Below are 20,492 nucleotides of genomic sequence, written 5' to 3'. Positions count from 1 at the left end.
ATATGGAGAAAAAACCTTATACAATCGGACTAGACATTGGGACCAATTCAGTAGGATGGGCTGTTTTAACAGAGAATTATGATTTAGTTAAAAGAAAGATGAAAATAAAAGGCAACACAGATAAAAAATATATGAAGAAGAACTTTTGGGGTGTGAGATTATTTGATGCAGGAGAAACTGCAGAAGCACGCCGGATGAAACGGACAGCTAGAAGAAGATTAGCACGTCGTCGTAACCGACTAGAGTATTTACAAGGGATGTTTCAAGAAGAAATGGCTCAAGTCGATCCTAACTTTTTCCATCGATTAGATGAGAGTTTTTATGTAGTAGAGGATAAAGTAGGGGCAAAACAGCCCATTTTTGGTAAAGTCGAAGAAGAAGTTAGCTATCACAAAGATTATCCAACGATTTATCATTTAAGAAAAGAATTAGTGGACAGTAAAGAGCAGCAAGATTTACGCTTAGTTTATTTGGCGTTGGCTCACATTGTCAAATATAGAGGCCATTTTTTAATCGAAGGAAAACTAAGTACAGAAAATATCTCCGTGGCTAAGACTTATCAGGAGTTTGTCAAAGTGTATAACCAAACTTTTGCGACAGATGATAATCTAGGTGCAGAAGTTCCTGAAGACATAGAGTGTGAAGAGTTATTAACAGCTAATTTTTCTCGTGCTAAACGAGCAGACAATGTTATTAAAGAATATCGTAATGAAAAATCTAATGGAACCTTTGCCCAATTTATCAAAATGATTGTAGGGAACCAAGGAAACTTTAAAAAGAGCTTTGATTTAGAAGAGGATGCTAAGTTACAATTTTCATCAGAAGATTTTGAAGAAGAGCTAGAGTTACTGATTGCCCAACTAGATGATAGTTATTTAGAAGTCTTTGAAGCAGCTCAAGCTGTTTATAATGCAGTCGAGCTATCGCAGATTTTAGACCAAACCGATGAACAGACTCGGGCTAAGTTTTCTGCAAGTATGGTGAAACGTTATCGTGATCATGGGGAAGACTTAACATTATTCAAACAATTTATCCGTGAAAATAAACCGAAAGCTTACGGTGAAATGTTTAAAAATGAGGATGGCAAAGGCTATGCAGGGTACATTGCTCATGGTGGTAAAGTATCAAGAGATGAGTTTTACAAAACAGTAAAAAAACTCATACAAGGTCTAGACGGGGCCGAATACTTTTTAGAAAAAATAGAAACGGAAACGTTCTTGTTAAAACAAAGAACCTTTGAAAATGGCGTTATCCCTAACCAAATTCATTTGGAGGAGTTGCGTTATATAATAGAAAATCAAGCTCAGTATTATCCGTTTTTACGAGAAAATCAAGAGAAAATAGAACACTTAGTTACTTTTAGAATTCCTTATTACATTGGGCCTTTAGCTAGTGGACAAAGTGAATTTGCTTGGCTAACTCGGACATCTGACAAACCAATTCGTCCTTGGAACATTAAAGAGAAAGTGGACTACAGTCAGTCTGCGACAGAGTTCATTGAAAGAATGACCGTAAGAGATGAGTACTTACCAACAGAAAAAACCTTGCCTAGACACAGTATGCTATATGAAAAATATACAGTATTTAATGAGCTGACACGGGTGATTTATTTAGATGAGAGAGGGAACAAACACTTTTTCTCTACACAGGAAAAACAAGATATTTTTAATCACTTATTTAAAAAAGACCGTCGTGTGACTAAGAAAAAATTAATCACCTTCCTAAAAACAGAATATCTATTAGAAGTAGCGGATATTAAAGGAATTGAAGAAGCGTTTAACGCCAAATATAATACCTATCATGATTTGCAAAAACTTGGGTTTTCAACTGATTTTTTAGATGAGCCTAAAAATGAAGAGATGTTAGAAGACATTATCAAAATACTGACAGTGTTTGAAGACCGAAAGATGGTACGAGAACAGTTAAAAGTTTATGCTGATCAGCTAGATGCAGCTATTATGACGAAATTAACTAAAAAACACTACACTGGCTGGGGTAGACTATCTAAAAAATTATTAACGGAAATAAAAGATGAACAGACCAACAAATCCATTCTGGAATTTTTACAAGAGGATCCTTACAACCGAAACTTTATGCAATTGATTAATGATACTGACTTATCTTTTAAAAAAATTATTTCACAGGAGCAACAAGAAAAATTAGAAGATGATTTAGAAACTACTGTTTATAATTTACCAGGTAGTCCTGCTATTAAAAAAGGGATTTTACAAAGTCTGAAAATTGTAGATGAGCTAGTAGGAATTATGGGATATAACCCTAGCAATATTGTGATTGAAATGGCTAGAGAAAATCAGTCTACTTCCTATGGTAAAAATAAATCAAAACAACGGTTTAAACATGTTGAAGAGGCTATGAAAGAGTTAGGCAGTAACTTGCTAAAAGAAACAAAAGCCGATAATAACGACTTACAAAATGACCGTCTTTATTTGTACTATCTACAAAAGGGCCGAGATATGTACACAGACAAAGAAATTCCTATTGAAGACTTATCCCATTATGATATTGATCACGTTATACCTAGAAGTTTTACTACAGATAATTCGTTGGATAATTTAGTCTTAGTTAGCTCAAAAGAAAACCGAGGAAAATCAGATGATGTGCCGAGTGAAGAGGTTGTCAGACGTATGAAGCCTCTTTGGATTCAACTACTAAATGCTAAAGCTATATCTAAGCGGAAATTTGACAATTTAACTAAAGGGGAACGAGGCGGTTTAACGGAAGAAGATAAAATGAAGTTTATGCACCGTCAGTTAGTGGAAACAAGACAAATTACTAAACAGGTGGCACAAATCTTACATCAACGCTTTAACCAAGTGAATGAAGTTAGCCGTGTAGATGATCTATCTGTCAAAATTATTACACTAAAAGCTTCTCTAACAAGTGAATTTAGAGAGCAATTTAAGCTATATAAAGTGCGGGAAGTAAACGACTATCATCATGCACAAGATGCCTATTTAAATGGAGTTGTAGGGACAACTTTACTAAAATTATATCCCCAACTTGCTCCAGAATTTGTTTACGGAACATTTATGAAATTTAATTTTTGGGAGGCTAATAAGGCGACAGCTAAAAAGAAACTTTATTCTAATCTGATATCTAATTTGAAAAGTTTACCTGTTACAGATAAAGAAACCGGCGAGATTTTGTGGAGCCAAAAAGACATAAAACAAGTCAAAAAAGTATACCAATATCGTCAGATGAACATGGTTAAAAAAGTGGAAAAGCAAACAGGTGGTTTTTACAAAGAAACCGTCAAACCTAAAGGAAAGTCTAACAAACTAATTCCTCGTAAAAATGGTTGGGACACGACTAAGTATGGTGGTTTTGATAGTCCTGTTGTGACTTATTCTGTTTTGATAGAACATCTGAAAGGAAAAAAACAAGTTAAGACGAAAGATTTAATTGGGATTACAATCGCCCAGCGAGAAGGTTTTGAAAAAGAACCTACCACTTATTTAACTGATTTGGGCTACGTGGAACCTAAAGTTTTGAAAATTTTACCTAAGTTTAGTGTATATGAATGTGAAAATGGTAGAAGACGACTACTAGCTAGTGATGGAGAAGCACAAAAAGGCAATCAAATGGTATTACCTACTCATTTAATGACACTGTTATACCATGCGAAACATTACGGGGATATTTTAGGTAAGAGCACAAAATATGTAGCAGAGCATCGCCAAGAATTTGACGAAATTATCCAACATGTCAAAGTATTTAATGATAGATATACTTTGGCTGATAGTAATATGGATAAAATTCTTGCAGTTTATGCTGAAAAAGGACAATCTGCTAGTGATGAAGAACTATCTAAATCTTTTATCGAATTAATGTCTTTAAACGCTATGAAAGCAGCATCTGCCTTCAACTTTTTAGGTGAGAGTATAGATAGAAGAAGATATACAAGTACGAAGGAATTGTTAGATAGTACCCTAATTCATCAATCGATTACCGGTCTATATGAAACTCGATGGAAGGTAAGTGATTTATAATGGGCTTTCGAACCATTGTTGTTAATGAGCACTCTAAATTATCCTATAAAAACAATCATTTAATTTTTAGATCAGCTGACTGCCGAGAGATGATTCATTTATCTGAAATTGACATTTTACTCTTAGAAACCACAGACATTACAATAACCACCATGCTTTTAAAACGATTGATTGATGAGCGTGTTCTCGTCTTGTTTTGTGATGATAAACGACTACCTGTCAGTCAATTGTTACCTTTTTACGGCCGACATGACAGTAGTTTACAGCTAAGTCGTCAAGTGGAATGGCCTGAAGAGATAAAACAAGATATTTGGACGAATATTATTTATCAAAAGATAAGCAATCAGGCAAAGTTTTTAGATCAATTAGGTCTTCACGAAAAAAGTTCTGCTATTTTAACTTTGCGAAATGAATTGGAGACATTTGATCCTTCCAATCGTGAAGGACATACAGCTCGTATCTATTTTCATGCGTTATTTGGTTCAGAATTTACCAGAGAGCAAGAAACAACGATAAATGCTGGACTTGATTATGGATACACTCTTTTAATGAGTGTTTTTGCTAGAGCAATTGTGACGGAGGGCTGTCTCACTCAGTTTGGTTTAAAACACACCAACCAGTTTAATGACTTTAATCTAGCAAGTGACTTGATGGAGCCTTTTCGTCCATTAGTAGACCAACTTGTTTATTTCAATCGAAATCGGTCATTTAATCAGATAAAGGTAGAATTATTTACGCTATTTAGTACAACTTATCCTTATCAAAAGAAATCCATGTATTTAACTAACATCGTTAATGACTACACTAAAAAAGTGATTAAGGCTTTAAATCAAGACCAGAAAGGAGTTCCTGAATTTAGGATATGAGTTACCGATTTATGCGACTATTATTAATGTTTGATATGCCAACAGAAACAGCTGACGACCGAAAGGCTTACCGGAAGTTTCGCAAGTTTTTAATCAGTGAAGGATTTATTATGCATCAATACTCTGTCTATAGTAAATTGCTGCTAAATGATACGGCTAATAAAGCAATGGTGGCTCGTTTGGAAAAAAACAATCCTAAAACAGGACTGATTACCTTGCTGACAGTAACCGAGAAACAATTTGCTAGAATGGTTTATTTAAGTGGTGAAAAAGATAGTACAGTAGCGAATTCTGATCAACGAGTAATTTTTTTAGGAGATAACTATGCTGAAGATGAATGTTAACTTGTTAGATGTTCCTTTAGAAATCAATGGGGTAGAAACCTTAGTAATTGAAGATACTGCTTGTTTTTCTTCTTTAGTTCGTCTGTTTTATGGCTATGAAGAAGATTGTCCTCTTAAATTAGTTCATGGCAACTATATCCCATTGAAACCTTTGGAACTTATGTTAGTCTCGGATATTTTAGGCTATGATATTAATTCCAGTGCTACATTAAAATTAATTTATACAGATTTAGAGCAGCAACTAAAAGAGTCTCCAGAAGTTGTATCAAAAATTGATCAATTAACAGATAAAATCAGTAACATGATTGGAGATGAATTGCTTAATCATGAACTAGATTTAGAAAAAGATGAGATTACGATTTTAGAGTTGTTTAAAGCATTGGGTGTCAAAATTGAAACGCAAAGTGATACTATCTATGAAAAAATGTTAGAGATTGTCCAAGTATACAAGTATCTAAAAAGAAAAAAATTGTTAGTGTTTATCAATACCTATGCTTATCTAACTGGAGAGGAAATGAAAGAGTTACAGCAATATATCTCTCTTAATCAGATAGATGTTTTATTTTTAGAACCGAGAAAAAGAGAGGGAATTCCTCAGACAGTAGTGGATAGAGATTTTTATATTTATACGGAAAATATGGTATAATATAAGTGACCAATGATCTTTGAAAAATAAATAATTAAATAGATATTGAGGCATTTAAAACTGGATTCTTGCTAGGATGAATAGCGCGATTACGGGATTTTGTTGGATGAAAAAAATCTGACGAGGTTTTAGAGCTATGTTGTTTTGAATGCCTCCAAAACCAAGCAGCTGCTCCAAACTTTATGGCAGGTGTTTTAGAGCTATGTTGTTTTGAATGCCTCCAAAACTAAGAGTTGCGTTTGTTCCCCTAACTGTACGTTTTAGAGCTATGTTGTTTTGAATGCCTCCAAAACAATAATCGCTATTAATGTTGTGTTAGCCTTGTTTTAGAGCTATGTTGTTTTGAATGCCTCCAAAACATAAAGTTTTATTTCTTCTTGTAAATTCTAGTTTTAGAGCTATGTTGTTTTGAATGCCTCCAAAACTGAGAGCAGCTATGAAGATGATGAGTCAATGTTTTAGAGCTATGTTGTTTTGAATGCCTCCAAAACGGCTTGTCTTATGTTCAAGAAGCAACTAGCGTTTTAGAGCTATGTTGTTTTGAATGCCTCCAAAACATCACATTCTGGTCCAAACATATACAGTGTGTTTTAGAGCTATGTTGTTTTGAATGCCTCCAAAACAAGAGTTTTGGTCGATGGATATGTATGATAGTTTTAGAGCTATGTTGTTTTGAATGCCTCCAAAACAATAGATTTTTATGAGTATTCTCGTGATGAGTTTTAGAGCTATGTTGTTTTGAATGCCTCCAAAACTAAAAAAAGAATTTATAGCTATTATAGCATGTTTTAGAGCTATGTTGTTTTGAATGCCTCCAAAACTACTTCTTCCACATCAGAATTTGCACTACAGTTTTAGAGCTATGTTGTTTTGAATGCCTCCAAAACAGAGTTCGAGTTTGATCCAGAATTTAAATTAGTTTTAGAGCTATGTTGTTTTAAGAAAGCTAAAAAAAGTGCAAGTCATGTAAGATCAAAAAAATATATCTAATTAAATTCAAAAGGACACAGAAATTTCTGTGTCCTTTTTTTGACGATGCTAATGTTATTTAATTTTAGAGCTATTTCAAGAGTAACTAAACGAAAAATGTTTATTTTAACACTAAAAACTAAAAAAGTTGGAATGTTAAAAAAGAAAATAAATAGGAAGATGAATATATCTGAAGATTACTTTTGTTATACCAAAGTTTACAATTTGTTAAAATAACAATAGAATTAAGTACGAAAAGTGGTTTATTTGTCTAAAAAATGTACTCTTATTGTTATTCATATCAGTACCATTCTGGTGAAATCATGGTATTATAGATAAGGAAGTCATTTTATTTATTAGGTTCGTGTTAAAAAATGGAGTAAGGAGATGTGCACATGGAGAATTTATTTGCAATAACACCTCTGACTAAGGAATTTTTGACTCATCTCAATCAAGATGAGTTTTTCAAACGGATTGAACAAGCGATTAAGCATATAAACGGGGATGACGCATTAGTGGTGACGCCATATGTTGATCATAATGATCCGCTAGAGGGGTTATTACGTAGTCAAGATCAACCTGTAAAAACTCTTAAAGTATCAGGACCACTGGCTCAAAAGAGTACTATTGGTCGTTATGGGTATTTAGACAATCAAACTCGTTTAGTTGTGGATGTTGGTAGCGTTTTAGGGGAGCAAACCTTAACCAACATTGCTAAAACTCCTTTGATGGCATCTAGTCGCGGGGTAGGAGAGTTATTAAAACAGGCAGTGACCAGTAAAACTAAAAAAATTACCTTTGTTAATTTAGAAAACATTGCTTCTGACTTAGGTATGGGAGTTTTACAAGAATTAGGCGCCACCTTTTATTCTAAAACCTATAGCACAGTAGCTATTAGTGGTGGGAAGTTATCTTCTATCTATAGTATTTCTTTTGAAGATATGGATAAAAAATGGTTAGACTACGAGTATGAATTTATTACACTCATCCCTAAAAATGAAACTTTAACAGGGGAAAATGGGATTGCTTTTAAAAACGCCAAGTTAACAGGTGCTACACCAGAGTTGGCGAAAGCTCTTAATTATGAGTTTGAATCTTTTTCAAAAACCATGGAACAAATGAGTGACCATCAGTTAGCAGAACTGCCTCATGTGACTTGTGGCAATGGGTTTCCAATTGCTTTTTCTTTGTTTTTTTCACAAGTAAAGATTGAAAATCAAAGTCATCTCTACCAAAAAATTATTCAGCACTTATTAGATCAAAAGATTGATTATTATATGGTATATGCACCTTATGTACACTTTAGACAAGAGTTGGCTAAGAAAAATCAAAAGGTATTAATTTTTGGCGATTTAGCTAATTATCCTCATTTATTACCTAATGAGTTGATGTTACCGATTGATTTTGATTTTCTTATTCAAGAGAAAAAATATGAGTTAATGGTCTCCTTGCTAGAAATGTCCTTAAAATTAATGAAAACAGAAAGTTAAAGTCTATTTGACTTTTGAAATGTTAGAGAATATAATGAAATAAAATATAAATAATCGTATGTAAAGCTTAAAAGGAAACTAGTGTAAATCTAGTACTGTACCCGCAACTGTAAAGCTGACGAATTAGGCAACCACGTTAATCTTCGGATTATTGGAAGGGTCTAAGGAGGAGGACGCTAAGTCAGGATACTTTGCTTTAGATACTTTGGCTTTTTCGGGAATAAAAAAGCTTCTTTTTAAATAGCCAGACACTGGCAGACTATCCTTTTTTAGACCAAAAGGATGAACTGAAAGCGTCTTACTCAACGAATAGTTAATAAAAAGAAGCGTATCTTTATTTCCGATACGCTTCTTTTTGTATTTGATTTCGGTACTGACTTGGGGTGACTTTAGCTACTTTTTTAAAAATTTTACTAAAATAGCTTGCTTGAGAAAATCCTAAACTATAAGCAATACTATCAATAGACCAGGTAGAATCTTGTAGTAAAATCATAGCCCGATTAATTTTCTTTTCGTTGATATAGTCAATAAAATTAATTCCTAACTCTTTTTTAAATAATTTGCTTAAGTAGTACTCCGACAAGTAAACATGATTGGCTACTTCATTTAAGGTGATGGCTTCATTTAAATGCTTGTTAATATAGTCAATCGCTTCTTCAATTTCAGAATGGCAATTTTTTGGCAATTCTGTTTGAGGCAATTCAACTAGTCCGATAGGCGGTGTCGCTTCCGCTTGAACGATTGTAGGTTGTTGCTTAGCTGGATGTTTAGTGACCTCTTCATCCACAAAAGCACGAGGAATTGGCTCTGGAAATTGAACGGCAATATGTTTACCCATAATATCTGATAAATAATAATTAATAATGATCGTTAATAGTTCGCTTCCTGCTCGGATTTTTTCTGGAGTTGTCGTCGGCATGTTTTTATAAGCTTCCACTAATAAAGGATTATCTGACCACTCAGTCTTTTCCTTGATAATCGGTTGAAAATTATGCGGTGAAGCAATTTTAGTTTGACCACACAAAATATACCCAATAATTTGCTCCCCTATTTTAACTGGGTAAGAAAAGTCAACTAAGCCGGCGTGACAGACGTATGGAGTGGTTCGTTTATTTTTAATCGAACTTCTACCACCAAACATATCACAATTTTGACATAGTTTTCGAGTGTCCTCATTGTTACGCATTAACTGACAAAACGGAGAAAAGCCATAACCAGCAGTTAGTTCGACGCCTTGAGTATCCACTAAAATAGTTGCTAGACCTGTTGCTTCTGTGAACTCACTTAAAATTTTATCTAGAATTTTTTGGTTGGGTTCAATATATTCTAAATGGTTTGTCATGAATAAAACTCCTATCTTGTAAAATATTGCTCTAAAATGACAATATTTTTATGTTGTTTTTCTATTATAAGCTTTTTTTAAACAAATTTAAAGCCCTATTTTATAAGGGTCTGTTTGTGTTTTCACTTTTTTTCTCATTATCATAAGACAAAATAGTTAAATCATTCTTTTTTTTAATAATTAACACAAAAAAGCTGTGGCTAAAAAGTCACAGCTTTTTTGTGTATACTCGCACTTGTAAGTAACAAGTCGAACGGAGGAAAGAAAATTATGCAACAAGAAGCGTTAGGTTTAATTGAAACACGTGGTCTAATCGCATCTATTGAAGCAACAGATGCAATGCTGAAAGCAGCAAACGTTACATTAGTAGGACAAGAAAAAATTGGTCAAGGTTTAATCACTGTCATGGTAAGAGGAGACGTTGGTGCTGTAAAAGCTGCTGTTGAAGCGGGTGTAAGCGCTGCAGAAGCGATTGGCGAAATCATTTCTCATTACGTTATTCCACGTCCTCACACAGACGTTGAACAAATTTTACCAATTAAAGAAAGCATTAATGAATAATGAGTACACAAGATAAGCTAGTTGAAACGATTGTTGAAAGAATTCTAGCCAATCAAGCAATATTAGATAGTGAATTAGACAGTGATCAGTCAACAGGAGGTCAAGAAAAAATGGCAGGAAAAATGAGTGGTTTAACTGAATTTGTTGGCACTTCCCCAATTGGCGACACAATTGGTTTAGTAATTGCTAACGTAGACGCAAGTCTAGCAGAAGTAATGAATCTTAAAAAAGAATACCGTTCTTTAGGAATTATTGGTTCAAGAACCGGTGCTGGCCCACAAATCATGGCAGCAGATGCAGCTGTGAAAGCAACTAATACAGAAGTAGTCAGCGTTGAATTACCTCGTGATACTAAAGGCGGCGGTGGACACGGTGTGTTAATCGTCTTAGGTGGTTATGATGTATCTGACGTACGTCGTGCAGTTGAAGTAACACTAGATACAACACCTCGTCAATTTGGCGATGTTTACGGAAACGAAGCAGGACATATTGAATTACAATATACTGCTCGTGCTAGTTATGCATTAGAAGAAGCGTTTGGTGCCGAAGTTGGCAAAGCATATGGTCTTATTGCAGGTTGTCCTTCAGCTATTGGGGTTGTTATGGCAGATGCAGCTGTGAAAGCAGCAAGTGTTGAAGTGATTAGTTACGCTTCACCTAACAACGGCCAAAAGTTTTCTAATGAAGTAACACTTCATATTAAAGGAAATTCTGGAGCTGTTAGACAAGCCGTTATAGCAGCAAGAGAAGTTGGTAAAGATTTACTTCACACTTTAGGAAGTGAACCTGTAAATGAATTTCCTTCATACATCTAATTTAGGGGAGGAACTATTAAGATGAAACGATCAAAACGATTTGAAGTATTAGAACAACGTCCAATTCATAAAGATGGTTTTGTAAAGGAATGGATTGACGAAGGCTTTATCGCAATGGAAAGCCCTAACGACCCAAAACCTAGTATTAAAATTGAAGACGGAGTTATTACTGAGCTTGATGGTAAAAAACGTGAAGACTTCGATTTAATTGACTTTTATATTGCAGATTACGGTATTGAAAAAGACAATGCCAAAAAAGTATTAGCAATGGATTCTGTCCAATTAGCTAATATGCTATGTGATCCAAATGTACCACGTTCTAAGATAGTTGATTTAACAACATCTATGACACCAGCAAAAATTGTTGAAGTAGTAAGTCAAATGAACGTGGTTGAAATGATGATGGCTATGCAAAAAATGCATCCAAGACGTCGTCCAGCAACACAATCTCACGTAACTAACTTACGTGACAACCCAGTTCAAATTGCTGCTGATGCTGCTGAAGGAGCTTTCCGTGGTTTCGCTGAACAAGAAACAACAGTTGCGGTTGCTCGTTATGCACCATTTAATGCTATTTCTATCTTAGTTGGTTCTCAAGTAGGACGTCCTGGTGTGTTAACACAATGTTCTGTTGAGGAAGCAGCTGAGCTTGACTTAGGTATGCGTGGATTTACTTCTTACGCTGAAACTATTTCTGTTTACGGTACTGAACCAGTATTTACAGATGGTGACGATACACCTTGGTCTAAAGGTTTCTTAGCTTCATGTTACGCTTCACGCGGATTGAAAATGCGTTTTACATCCGGTGCAGGTTCTGAAGTTATGATGGGTTATGCTGAAGGAAAATCTATGTTATATCTTGAATCACGTTGTATTTTCATTACAAAAGCAAGTGGTGTACAAGGTCTACAAAATGGTGCCGTAAGTTGTATTGGTATCCCAGGATCAGTTCCAACAGGTATCCGTGAAGTATTAGCTGAAAACTTAATTTGCGTAATGTTAGACTTAGAAGTTGCTTCTGGTAATGACCAAGCCTTCTCACATTCTGACATGCGTCGTACTGAAAAATTAATGTGTCAATTCTTACCAGGTACAGATATTATTTCTTGTGGTTACTCTGCAGTACCTAACTACGATAATATGTTTGCTGGTTCTAATACAGACATTGAAGACGTTGATGACTACCTAGTCTTCCAACGTGACTTAAAAGTTGATGGTGGTCTTCGTCCAGTAACAGAAGAAGATACTATTAAAGTCCGTAATAAAGCAGCTCGTGCTATCCAAGCTATTTTTGATGACTTAGGTTTACCAAAAATTACTGATGAAGAAGTAGAAGCTGCAACCTACGCACACGGTTCTAAAGATATGCCTGCTCGTAACTTAGTTGAAGATATGAAAGCAGCACAAGAATTATTAAACCGTAATATTACAGGTGTTGACCTAGTTAAAGCATTAGCTAAAGCTGGCTTTAGAGACGTTGCTGAAAATATGTTAAACATGTTAAAACAACGTGTTGCTGGAGACTTCTTACAAACATCTGCAATTTTCGATGAAAAATTCAATGTTATTTCAGCCGTTAACGACTGTAATGACTACATGGGACCAGGAACCGGCTATCGTCTTGAAGGGGAAGAATGGGAAAAAGTTAAAAACATTTCAATGGCGATTGACCCTCGTTCAGTTTAGGAAATGGAGGAGAAAACAATGTCTGAATTAAACGTAAATGAAGAATTGCTAAGAGCCATTATCCGCGATGTACTTAAAGAAATGCCAACTGATGACTCTGCTGTAACTTTTAAAGAAACATTAAATGATACTCAAAGCCAAGCGGTTGCTACTGAAACAAAAGCACCAGCTGTTGCCAAACAAGTTGATTGGTTCAAACATGCTGGAGTTGCTAAACCAGGAACATCTAAAGATGAAGTGGTTGTAGCTGTAGCACCAGGTTTTGCTGAATTTATGACTGAAAACTTAACAGGTATTTCTCACAGAGATATCTTGCGTCAAGTTATCGCAGGTATTGAAGAAGAAGGTTTGAAAGCACGTGTGATGAAAGTTTACCGAACTGCTGACGTTTCTTTCGTAGGAGCAGAAGGAGATAAATTATCTGGTTCAGGAATTTGTGTAGGTATCCAATCAAAAGGTACTACTATTATTCACCAAAAAGATTTAGCACCATTATCAAACCTTGAGTTATTCCCTCAAGCACCAGTTATCTCTTTAGATACTTACCGTGCTATCGGAAAAAATGCAGCTAAATATGCAAAAGGTGAATCACCAGATCCAGTTCCAACCGTTAGTGACCAAATGGCTCGTGTAGCTTACCAAGCTTTATCTGCATTAATGCATATTAAAGAAACTAAAAACGTAGTTATTGGTAAACCAGCGGAAGAAATTATTGTAGACTTTGCTACGAAGGAGTGATAAGACATGGCAGAATTAGATGAATTAGTTAAAAAAATTGTGGCTGAAATGGGCAATAAACCTGCACCAGTTTCACAACCAACAGAAACACATACAGATTCTGAAAATGAAGAACCTATGGGAGTATCTGATTATCCTTTATACACACAACATCCAGAATTAGTAAAATCTCCTAGTGGTAAATCATTAGAAGAAATTACACTAGATAACGTGATGAGCGGCAACATTAATTCACAAGATCTTCGTATTACCCCTGATACATTACGTCGTCAAGGTGAAATCGCTGAAGCTTCTGGACGTGCAGCTTTAAAACAAAACTTTGCTCGTGCAGCTGAATTAACAGCTATTCCAGATGAACGCTTATTAGAAATTTATGAATCACTACGTCCATACCGTTCTACTAAAGCAGAACTAGTAGGGATTGCTGAAGAATTAGAAACAAAATACAACGCTCACATCAACGGAAAATTTATCCGTGAAGCAGCACAGTATTATGAAGTTCGTAAGAAATTAAAAGGCGATAACTAGTTTAGGAAGGAAGATCAATCATGATGCAAAAAGTAATTGGTGTTGATATTGGTAATTCCTCAACTGAGGTAGCTCTAGCAAATGTTAGTGCAACTGGAGAAGTGGAATTTATTACTTCAGCTATCGTACCAACAACAGGAATTAAAGGAACGAAACAAAATTTAATAGGGATTAAATCAGCTATTGAAACAGTTGTAGAGAAAGCTCATTTACAGTTGTCTGATATTGATTTAATTCGAATTAATGAAGCCACTCCGGTTATTGGTGACGTAGCGATGGAAACTATCACTGAAACAATCATTACTGAATCCACCATGATTGGTCATAACCCTAAAACACCTGGAGGCTTAGGTGTGGGAATCGGTTATACGATAAACATTGCCAGTCTCTATGAACAAAAAGATCAAACAAAGGATTATATTGTCATTGTTCCAAAAGATGTTGATTTTGCCGATGCTGCCAAGCTAATTAATTTATACGTTAAATACGGCTACAACATTACTGGTGCTATTCTTCAAGCAGATGACGGTGTTCTTATCAACAACCGATTAGAACATAAGATTCCGATTGTGGATGAAGTAGCTTATATCGATAAAATTCCACAAATGATGTTATCTGCTGTCGAAGTAGCCGGTAAAGGACAAGTCATTTCACAATTATCTAATCCTTATGGTATTGCAACAGTCTTTAACTTAACGTCAGAAGAAACTAAAAATATTGTACCAGTTGCTAGGGCTTTAATTGGAAACCGTTCAGCGGTAGTCATTAAAACACCTAAAGGGGATGTAAAAGAAAGAGTTATCCCTGCTGGAACGTTAATTGTAGAAGGTGACAGACATACTGAAAAAGTCGGCGTCTCTGAAGGTGCTGAAAAGATTATGAAGGTTATCTCAAGTTTTGATGCAATCGAAAACGTAACAGGTGAATCTGGTACTAATATGGGTGGAATGTTAGAACGTGTTCGTCAAACAATGGCGGAATTAACTAACAAACCGATTAGTGAAATCTTTATTCAAGACTTACTAGCAGTTGATACATTTGTGCCGATTGATGTAAAAGGTGGTTTAGCCGGAGAGTTCTCTATGGAACAAGCTGTAGGGATTGCTTCTATGGTTAAATCTGACAGACTTCAAATGTCTTTAATTGCTAATGAAATAAACAACCAATTCAATATTCCAGTTGAAATTGGTGGAGCAGAAGCGGAAGCAGCTATTTTAGGTGCCTTAACGACTGCAGGAACCAATAAGCCATTAGCTATTTTAGACTTAGGTGCTGGTTCAACAGATGCTTCTATTATTGATCCTTCTGACAAAATCACCTCAATTCACCTTGCTGGAGCAGGGGACATGGTGACAATGTTGATCAATTCTGAGTTAGGAATTGAAGATCAGTATTTAGCAGAAGATATCAAACGATATCCTTTAGCGAAAGTGGAAAGTTTATTCCACATTCGTCACGAAGACGGAAGTGTTGAATTCTTTGACAAAGCATTGCCAGCTAATATCTTTGCTAAAACAGTAGTAATTAAACCAGAAGGCTTTGTGCCAGTTCCTGGTGATTTATCTATTGAAAAGATTAAATTAGTCAGACAAACTGCTAAAAAACGTGTCTTTGTAACAAATACCATTCGGGCATTGCGTCATGTTAGTCCAACAGGTAGCATTCGAGACATACCTTTTGTGGTAATTGTGGGTGGATCAGCACTTGACTTTGAAATACCCCAACTTGTCACAGATGAATTATCTCACTACGCGCTTGTAGCAGGACGTGGGAATATCCGAGGAGTGGAAGGCCCTCGTAACGCGGTTGCGACTGGGTTGATTCTTTCTTACGCTCGTTCAAGGAGGCAATAGTTATGACAAAACCAGCTATCAAAGTAGTGAGTTATGTTGATAAAGAAATACTAGCCCCTCTTTTGTACGGCATGGAAGAAGAAGAAATTCCGTTTGAAATTTTTGAGTTAGATAGTGGTTATGACCTTTGTCATGCTGCCTACCAAGCAGCGGTAGAATCTTCTTTATCAGTAGGAGTGGCTATGGATCAACATACCGTCATTCTTCATTATAAGAGTCTACCAGAACAAGAGCCTTTGTTTAAAGTCAGTACAAATGACTTAGCAGAAGTGATGAAGCTTGGGACAAATGCAGCAAGACTAGTTAAGGGCATCCCCTTTAAACCACTAAAGGAGGTGTAGAACATTGGATGCAGTCGGAATGATTGAAGTTGTTGGATATGCCTGTGCAGTAGTAACTGCTGACGCTATGGTGAAATCTAACAATATTAAAGTCATGGACATTGAAAAAGCAAAAGGATCTGGCTGGGAGAGCATCAAGATTATGGGAGATGTTGCTTCTGTGGCAGATGCTATAGCAGTCGGAAAAGAACGTAGCATGCGAGATGGTAAATACGTTACGTCATTAGTATTACCAAGAGCAGCGACTGATGTTGTTGGAGCTTTTATGACGCCTAGTCAAACTGAAAAGGAAGTAGTAAAAGAAGAAACTCCAGTGGCAGAACCTGTTTCTGAACTAGATGACCATGAAACAATCGAGGAAAAAGATGTGGTTGAAGCATCTAAAGAAGAGCAACCTACTGAAGCAGTTGAAGAAGTAGAGTTGACAAGTAGCGCTGTTTCTGACGTTGAGTTAGTGACTGAGGACAAAGAACCTCAAGAAGTAGCTAACGAAGAAGTAGTAGATGAAACATATACATGTAATTTATGTAAAGATCCAAAGTGTTCTCGTAAAAAAGGCGAACCACGTAAAGCATGTATGCATTATGAAGAGTTAAAAAATAAAAATTAATAGTAAATTTTAGGAGGAATTTTCAATGAATAACGCATTAGGAATGATCGAAACAAAAGGTTTAGTAGCAGCAGTTGAAGCAGCAGACGCAATGGTGAAAGCAGCTAACGTAAGTTTATCAGGTTATGAAAAAATTGGTTCTGGTTTAGTAACAGTTATCGTTCGCGGTGATGTTGGTGCAGTTAAAGCAGCAGTTGACGCTGGTACTTCAGCAGCAGAAAACGTTGGCGAAGTTTACGCTTCATACGTAATCCCTCGTCCTCATACAGATGTAGAAGGAATTTTACCAAAACAAGCTTAATTTGAGTTTGATAAGATTCACAAAAAAGAAGTAAAAAAGTTAGGATGAATAAACGATGAACGAAGAACAATTACGTCAGTTAATTCGTAAAATTATTGCTGAAGAATCAGGCAATAGCAATGTAATCCCAATTGGTGTATCTAATCACCATGTCCACGTGACAGAAGAGGATTTTAACATTTTATTCCCTGGTCAAAAAATGACAAGCAAAGCCCCTTTGAAACAACCAGGGGAATTTGCTTCTGAACAAGTTGTAACAGTTGTTGGCCCTCGTGGCACAATTGAACGTGTTCGTATTTTAGGTCCTTGTCGTGCTCATTCACAAGTTGAATTAGCTCGTTCTGAAGGCAGAAAAATTGGAGTGAATGTTCCAATTCGTATGTCAGGTGACCTAGCTGGAACACCAACAGTTATTTTAAGAACAAAAGATGGCGAAGTAGAAGTACAAGGTACAATTGCTGCTAAACGTCACATCCACATGAGCAACAAAGATGCTGCTCGTTTAGGTGTTAAAAAAGGCGATGCAGTGAAAGTAGCTATCGAATCTGATCAACGTCGTACGATTTACGATGATGTTATCGTGCGTCCAGATGAAAAATTTGTTTTAGAAATGCATATTGATACAGATGAAGCAAATGCAGCAAACGTTGGAAAAGATACAGTTGCTTATCTGGTTAAAGAAGACTAACTACTAAAATGTGCCAATGGAGGAAGAATTTTGAACATCAAATCAATCAATCAACAGCTAAATAATTTTCACGAATTAGTGGAGAATAAAGATTTAGTCAAACAAATCAAACAGCCTAAAGGATTGAAAACAGGGGTGGATTTAGGAACCTCTTCAATCGTATTGGTTGTATTAGATGAGTCAAATCGTCCTCTTTTTGGTGCTTATGAGTATGCCAAGGTTGTACGAGATGGAATTATCGTCGACTATCTTAATTCCGTTAGAATTGTACGGAAATTAAAAGAGGAAGCTGAAGCAAAATTAGGTGTTAGTTTAACGACTGCTAGTGGTGCCATCCCACCAGGAACAGGGGAGAACAGCGAAAAAGTTGTTGCTAATGTTTTAGGGGATGCAGGATTTGATGCGTCAATCATTATTGACGAACCTACTGCTGCTGCTCGGTTTTTAAACATGACAGAAGGCAGTGTTATCGATATTGGTGGTGGGACTACTGGTATTAGTAATTTTGAAAAAGGTCAATCTGTGGCTATTTTTGATGAGCCAACAGGTGGGTATCACATGTCGTTAGTCGTTTCAGGCGCTTTTTCAGTCCCAATTGATGAGGCTGAATTATTGAAACGAAATCGTGCCAAAGAAGTGGAAGTATTTGGGGCGGTAAGACCAGTTGTTGAAAAAATGGCAACCATCGCTGCTCGCTATGTAGTAGCTTCTGAACAAGCACCGGTTGTTGTGGTTGGCGGGGCGACAAATTTTAAAGAATTTGTCCATACATTTGAAAAAATTATGAAACGTCCAGTTATTCGGCCGCAATACCCAGAATTTGTCACACCAATAGGCATCGCAATGTTTGATCAGGAGTGATGACATGAATGATGAAGAAATAAATCGTTTAGTTCAAATGATTGCTTCTAAGTTAACTAGTCGAAAAGATCAACATTTGACAGTTAATCATCAAGAACAATTTGAATTAGTAGCTGCACCGTCTAAAAGTTTATTTTTAAATTACGATCATGTATCGGTTAAAAATATTCAAGTGAGTTTAATAAAGGATCTTTATGAATTTCGCACAACTAACCCTTGGGTAGAATGGTTATTAACTGGTTTGTCCTATCAAGTTTCAATTGAACTAGATATAAATCAAGCGGTTATGCCTTTTATTCCTTGGAAAATGTTGACAAGATGGCCAGTTACATTTAAACACGGTGGCAATAAAATATATGGGTGTGAATCTCTTCATTTAAAACGAGAAGATATTTGGGATATCCCAGATCAATCTATTCTAATTAAAACCAATCAGCAAAAATTAACAAGCGAAGCACAAGAACTAGCTGTAAAAAAAGATTTACAGTTGATAGAAAGGGTAGATCAATCATGTATATGGGGCGAGTAGTTGGGAGTATTGAGGCTAGTCAAAAAGATGAGTCATTAGTTGGTAGAAAATTAATGATTGTTCAACAAGTTAATAGTGACGGAGAAGCGCTGAAACAAGAAGTTGTAGCTGCTGACACAGTAGGTGCAGGTATTGGCGAATACGTCTTACTTGTAAGAGGGGCTGGCGCAAGAAAAACTCAACGAGATAACCGTGGCCAACATGATGTTCTAGATTGTGCTATCGTGGGGATTATTGATCGCTTCAATAAATAAGGATGTGAGACAATGGCAATTTATACCAAAACAGGTGATAAAGGTTCTACTAGTTTATTTGATGGTGAGCGAGTAAAAAAATACTCTAACCGAGTAGATGTTTACGGCACATTTGATGAATGTAATGCTGTTATTAGCGTAGCAGAAAAATTTAGCCAGATTCCTAAGAATAAGGAGTTTCTAATTAAATTACAGTATAAAATGTTTCAATTATCTGGTGAAATAGCCACTGCTGATTCTAACAAATTTGCAGCACACAGTGAACAAATCACCCAAGCAGATATTAAAGAACTAGAAAACCTTATTGATGTATATACTGAGTCTTTGCCAAAGATCAAAACATTTATTTTACCAGGCTCTAGTTTAGCAGGTGCGCATTTACACTTAGCTCGCACTGTGTGTCGAAGAGCTGAGCGTATGTTGATCCAACTTTCTGAAGAAGTAGAGATTCGACCTGAAATTAGACAATATACAAATCGTTTATCTGATTGCTTGTATATCTTAGCTCGTTCAGAAGATCATTACCAAAAACAAGAAGATCAAATAGACGAAATTATTAAACGATATCAAGAACAAGTAGGTGAACAACGTGGTAAGTAATGATTTGGAAGGAAAAGTTGAAAAGGCTCTTGCATATTTAAAAGCTGAAACTTATTTCGAAAAAGATAATTTACATCGCGTTATCGATGTAGCAGAACAAAAAGCACAAGAAATTAACGTACCAGTTACTATTTGTATTAGTGATATGAGCGGACATCCTAGAATGTTCTATCATATGCCAGAAGCTAATATTGTGAGTATTACTTTAGCTCCTAAAAAAGCTAATACAGCAATCATGATGCGTAGACAAACAAAAGATTTAAATAAAGATACTGTTCCAGGCGGAGAGTTATATCAAATGGAAACCATGCTAAATGGTGAAATTGTGACTTTCGCTGGAGGAATTCCATTAATGAGTCATGGTCAAGTTATTGGGGCTATTGGCGTTAGTGGCGGTTTAGTAGATGAAGATCAATTAATCTGTGAAACAGCAGTTAAAGCATTTTTTGAAGGAGAATAA

Annotated in this window: 21 protein-coding genes, 1 CRISPR repeat array and 1 riboswitch; of the genes, 20 read left to right on the top strand and 1 reads right to left on the bottom strand. The window is 35.8% G+C overall.

Annotated features, from left to right (window positions below; genetic code table 11):
• Positions 1-2: 2 nt before the first annotated feature.
• From cas9 to C7P63_RS07145, 5 genes are all read left to right on the top strand, one after another.
• Positions 3-4,010 carry a type II CRISPR RNA-guided endonuclease Cas9 gene (gene cas9 / locus C7P63_RS07165; protein WP_125943489.1) on the top strand — a complete coding sequence of 1,336 codons (4,008 nt, stop codon included), beginning with the start codon at positions 3-5 and terminating at the stop codon, positions 4,008-4,010.
• Entirely contained in the window at positions 4,010-4,876 is an 867-nt protein-coding gene (gene cas1, locus C7P63_RS07160) for a type II CRISPR-associated endonuclease Cas1 (RefSeq protein WP_125943488.1), read from the top strand. Before cas9 ends, cas1 begins: the two co-directional genes overlap by 1 nt.
• Positions 4,873-5,220, top strand: coding sequence for a CRISPR-associated endonuclease Cas2 (cas2, locus tag C7P63_RS07155; RefSeq protein ID WP_125943487.1), 348 nt, complete (start codon positions 4,873-4,875; stop codon positions 5,218-5,220). The genes cas1 and cas2 overlap by 4 nt, the downstream gene beginning before the upstream one ends.
• Complete coding sequence (gene csn2, locus C7P63_RS07150) at positions 5,201-5,866, top strand: type II-A CRISPR-associated protein Csn2 (protein WP_125943486.1); 666 nt, start codon at positions 5,201-5,203, stop codon at positions 5,864-5,866. Before cas2 ends, csn2 begins: the two co-directional genes overlap by 20 nt.
• Positions 5,867-5,991: 125 nt before the next feature.
• A CRISPR array of direct repeats spans positions 5,992-6,753; the repeat unit is 36 nt; unit sequence GTTTTAGAGCTATGTTGTTTTGAATGCCTCCAAAAC.
• A 477-nt stretch (positions 6,754-7,230) separates the two neighbouring features.
• Positions 7,231-8,325 (top strand): glycerate kinase, encoded by a 1,095-nt coding sequence (locus tag C7P63_RS07145; RefSeq protein WP_125943485.1) that lies wholly within the window; start codon positions 7,231-7,233, stop codon positions 8,323-8,325.
• Positions 8,326-8,371: 46 nt separating this feature from the next.
• Positions 8,372-8,538, top strand: a riboswitch (cobalamin riboswitch).
• A 121-nt stretch (positions 8,539-8,659) separates the two neighbouring features.
• Here C7P63_RS07145 and C7P63_RS07140 read toward each other — a convergent pair.
• Entirely contained in the window at positions 8,660-9,667 is a 1,008-nt protein-coding gene (locus C7P63_RS07140) for a PocR ligand-binding domain-containing protein (protein ID WP_125943484.1), read from the bottom strand.
• A 270-nt stretch (positions 9,668-9,937) separates the two neighbouring features.
• On the opposite strand from C7P63_RS07140, the gene C7P63_RS07135 reads away from it, so the two are divergent.
• The 15 genes from C7P63_RS07135 to C7P63_RS07065 are packed head-to-tail and all read left to right on the top strand — an operon-like array spanning position 9,938 to position 20,492.
• Complete coding sequence (locus C7P63_RS07135) at positions 9,938-10,228, top strand: BMC domain-containing protein (protein WP_125943483.1); 291 nt, start codon at positions 9,938-9,940, stop codon at positions 10,226-10,228.
• Positions 10,228-11,043: a propanediol utilization microcompartment protein PduB gene (gene pduB / locus C7P63_RS07130; RefSeq protein ID WP_125943482.1), complete on the top strand. Its 816-nt coding sequence runs from the start codon at positions 10,228-10,230 to the stop codon at positions 11,041-11,043. The genes C7P63_RS07135 and pduB overlap by 1 nt, the downstream gene beginning before the upstream one ends.
• Positions 11,044-11,064: 21 nt before the next feature.
• The gene (locus tag C7P63_RS07125) at positions 11,065-12,729 is read left to right on the top strand and encodes a propanediol/glycerol family dehydratase large subunit (RefSeq protein ID WP_125943481.1); all 1,665 of its coding nucleotides are present in this window, start codon (positions 11,065-11,067) and stop codon (positions 12,727-12,729) included.
• Positions 12,730-12,747: 18 nt separating this feature from the next.
• A complete protein-coding gene (locus C7P63_RS07120; RefSeq protein WP_125943480.1) occupies positions 12,748-13,467 on the top strand; it encodes a propanediol/glycerol family dehydratase medium subunit in 720 nt (239 codons plus the stop codon).
• 6 nt (positions 13,468-13,473) lie between these two features.
• Positions 13,474-13,995 carry a diol dehydratase small subunit gene (locus tag C7P63_RS07115; protein ID WP_125943479.1) on the top strand — a complete coding sequence of 174 codons (522 nt, stop codon included), beginning with the start codon at positions 13,474-13,476 and terminating at the stop codon, positions 13,993-13,995.
• Between the two features lie 23 nt (positions 13,996-14,018).
• Positions 14,019-15,848: a diol dehydratase reactivase subunit alpha gene (locus C7P63_RS07110; protein ID WP_125943569.1), complete on the top strand. Its 1,830-nt coding sequence runs from the start codon at positions 14,019-14,021 to the stop codon at positions 15,846-15,848.
• A 2-nt stretch (positions 15,849-15,850) separates the two neighbouring features.
• Positions 15,851-16,189, top strand: coding sequence for a glycerol dehydratase reactivase beta/small subunit family protein (locus tag C7P63_RS07105; RefSeq protein WP_125943478.1), 339 nt, complete (start codon positions 15,851-15,853; stop codon positions 16,187-16,189).
• Between the two features lie 4 nt (positions 16,190-16,193).
• On the top strand, positions 16,194-16,799 hold the full coding sequence (locus tag C7P63_RS07100; RefSeq protein ID WP_125943477.1) for a BMC domain-containing protein: 606 nt from the start codon (positions 16,194-16,196) through the stop codon (positions 16,797-16,799).
• Between the two features lie 25 nt (positions 16,800-16,824).
• Positions 16,825-17,100, top strand: a complete 276-nt coding sequence (gene pduA / locus C7P63_RS07095) for a propanediol utilization microcompartment protein PduA (protein WP_125943476.1) — start codon at positions 16,825-16,827, stop codon at positions 17,098-17,100.
• A 55-nt stretch (positions 17,101-17,155) separates the two neighbouring features.
• Complete coding sequence (locus tag C7P63_RS07090; RefSeq protein ID WP_125943475.1) at positions 17,156-17,788, top strand: phosphate propanoyltransferase; 633 nt, start codon at positions 17,156-17,158, stop codon at positions 17,786-17,788.
• 27 nt (positions 17,789-17,815) lie between these two features.
• The gene (gene eutJ, locus C7P63_RS07085; protein WP_125943474.1) at positions 17,816-18,649 is read left to right on the top strand and encodes an ethanolamine utilization protein EutJ; all 834 of its coding nucleotides are present in this window, start codon (positions 17,816-17,818) and stop codon (positions 18,647-18,649) included.
• Positions 18,650-18,653: 4 nt separating this feature from the next.
• On the top strand, positions 18,654-19,178 hold the full coding sequence (gene pduM / locus C7P63_RS07080) for a PduM family microcompartment protein (protein ID WP_125943473.1): 525 nt from the start codon (positions 18,654-18,656) through the stop codon (positions 19,176-19,178).
• Positions 19,160-19,432 (top strand): EutN/CcmL family microcompartment protein, encoded by a 273-nt coding sequence (locus C7P63_RS07075; RefSeq protein WP_125943472.1) that lies wholly within the window; start codon positions 19,160-19,162, stop codon positions 19,430-19,432. The genes pduM and C7P63_RS07075 overlap by 19 nt, the downstream gene beginning before the upstream one ends.
• 12 nt (positions 19,433-19,444) lie before the next feature.
• Positions 19,445-20,032: a cob(I)yrinic acid a,c-diamide adenosyltransferase gene (locus C7P63_RS07070; RefSeq protein ID WP_125943471.1), complete on the top strand. Its 588-nt coding sequence runs from the start codon at positions 19,445-19,447 to the stop codon at positions 20,030-20,032.
• Positions 20,022-20,492: a GlcG/HbpS family heme-binding protein gene (locus tag C7P63_RS07065; RefSeq protein WP_125943470.1), complete on the top strand. Its 471-nt coding sequence runs from the start codon at positions 20,022-20,024 to the stop codon at positions 20,490-20,492. The genes C7P63_RS07070 and C7P63_RS07065 overlap by 11 nt, the downstream gene beginning before the upstream one ends.

The sequence above is a fragment of the Vagococcus humatus genome (genome assembly GCF_003950325.1).
Taxonomy (GTDB): domain Bacteria; phylum Bacillota; class Bacilli; order Lactobacillales; family Vagococcaceae; genus Vagococcus_C; species Vagococcus_C humatus.
The sequence above is the reverse complement of the archived record's forward strand: the minus strand, read 5'-3'. Positions and strand labels throughout refer to the sequence as shown.

What these genes read in the sequence shown, in the direction of transcription:
- C7P63_RS07140 (WP_125943484.1), bottom strand. Translation starts at nt 9,667, where the DNA reads ATGACAAACCATTTAGAATATATTGAACCCAACCAAAAAATTCTAGAT.
- C7P63_RS07120 (WP_125943480.1), top strand. Translation starts at nt 12,748, where the DNA reads ATGTCTGAATTAAACGTAAATGAAGAATTGCTAAGAGCCATTATCCGC.
- C7P63_RS07135 (WP_125943483.1), top strand. Translation starts at nt 9,938, where the DNA reads ATGCAACAAGAAGCGTTAGGTTTAATTGAAACACGTGGTCTAATCGCA.
- pduM (WP_125943473.1), top strand. Translation starts at nt 18,654, where the DNA reads ATGAATGATGAAGAAATAAATCGTTTAGTTCAAATGATTGCTTCTAAG.
- C7P63_RS07075 (WP_125943472.1), top strand. Translation starts at nt 19,160, where the DNA reads ATGTATATGGGGCGAGTAGTTGGGAGTATTGAGGCTAGTCAAAAAGAT.
- cas1 (WP_125943488.1), top strand. Translation starts at nt 4,010, where the DNA reads ATGGGCTTTCGAACCATTGTTGTTAATGAGCACTCTAAATTATCCTAT.
- pduB (WP_125943482.1), top strand. Translation starts at nt 10,228, where the DNA reads ATGAGTACACAAGATAAGCTAGTTGAAACGATTGTTGAAAGAATTCTA.
- cas2 (WP_125943487.1), top strand. Translation starts at nt 4,873, where the DNA reads ATGAGTTACCGATTTATGCGACTATTATTAATGTTTGATATGCCAACA.
- cas9 (WP_125943489.1), top strand. Translation starts at nt 3, where the DNA reads ATGGAGAAAAAACCTTATACAATCGGACTAGACATTGGGACCAATTCA.
- pduA (WP_125943476.1), top strand. Translation starts at nt 16,825, where the DNA reads ATGAATAACGCATTAGGAATGATCGAAACAAAAGGTTTAGTAGCAGCA.
- C7P63_RS07145 (WP_125943485.1), top strand. Translation starts at nt 7,231, where the DNA reads ATGGAGAATTTATTTGCAATAACACCTCTGACTAAGGAATTTTTGACT.
- C7P63_RS07115 (WP_125943479.1), top strand. Translation starts at nt 13,474, where the DNA reads ATGGCAGAATTAGATGAATTAGTTAAAAAAATTGTGGCTGAAATGGGC.
- C7P63_RS07090 (WP_125943475.1), top strand. Translation starts at nt 17,156, where the DNA reads ATGAACGAAGAACAATTACGTCAGTTAATTCGTAAAATTATTGCTGAA.
- C7P63_RS07110 (WP_125943569.1), top strand. Translation starts at nt 14,019, where the DNA reads ATGCAAAAAGTAATTGGTGTTGATATTGGTAATTCCTCAACTGAGGTA.
- C7P63_RS07105 (WP_125943478.1), top strand. Translation starts at nt 15,851, where the DNA reads ATGACAAAACCAGCTATCAAAGTAGTGAGTTATGTTGATAAAGAAATA.
- C7P63_RS07070 (WP_125943471.1), top strand. Translation starts at nt 19,445, where the DNA reads ATGGCAATTTATACCAAAACAGGTGATAAAGGTTCTACTAGTTTATTT.
- csn2 (WP_125943486.1), top strand. Translation starts at nt 5,201, where the DNA reads ATGCTGAAGATGAATGTTAACTTGTTAGATGTTCCTTTAGAAATCAAT.
- C7P63_RS07125 (WP_125943481.1), top strand. Translation starts at nt 11,065, where the DNA reads ATGAAACGATCAAAACGATTTGAAGTATTAGAACAACGTCCAATTCAT.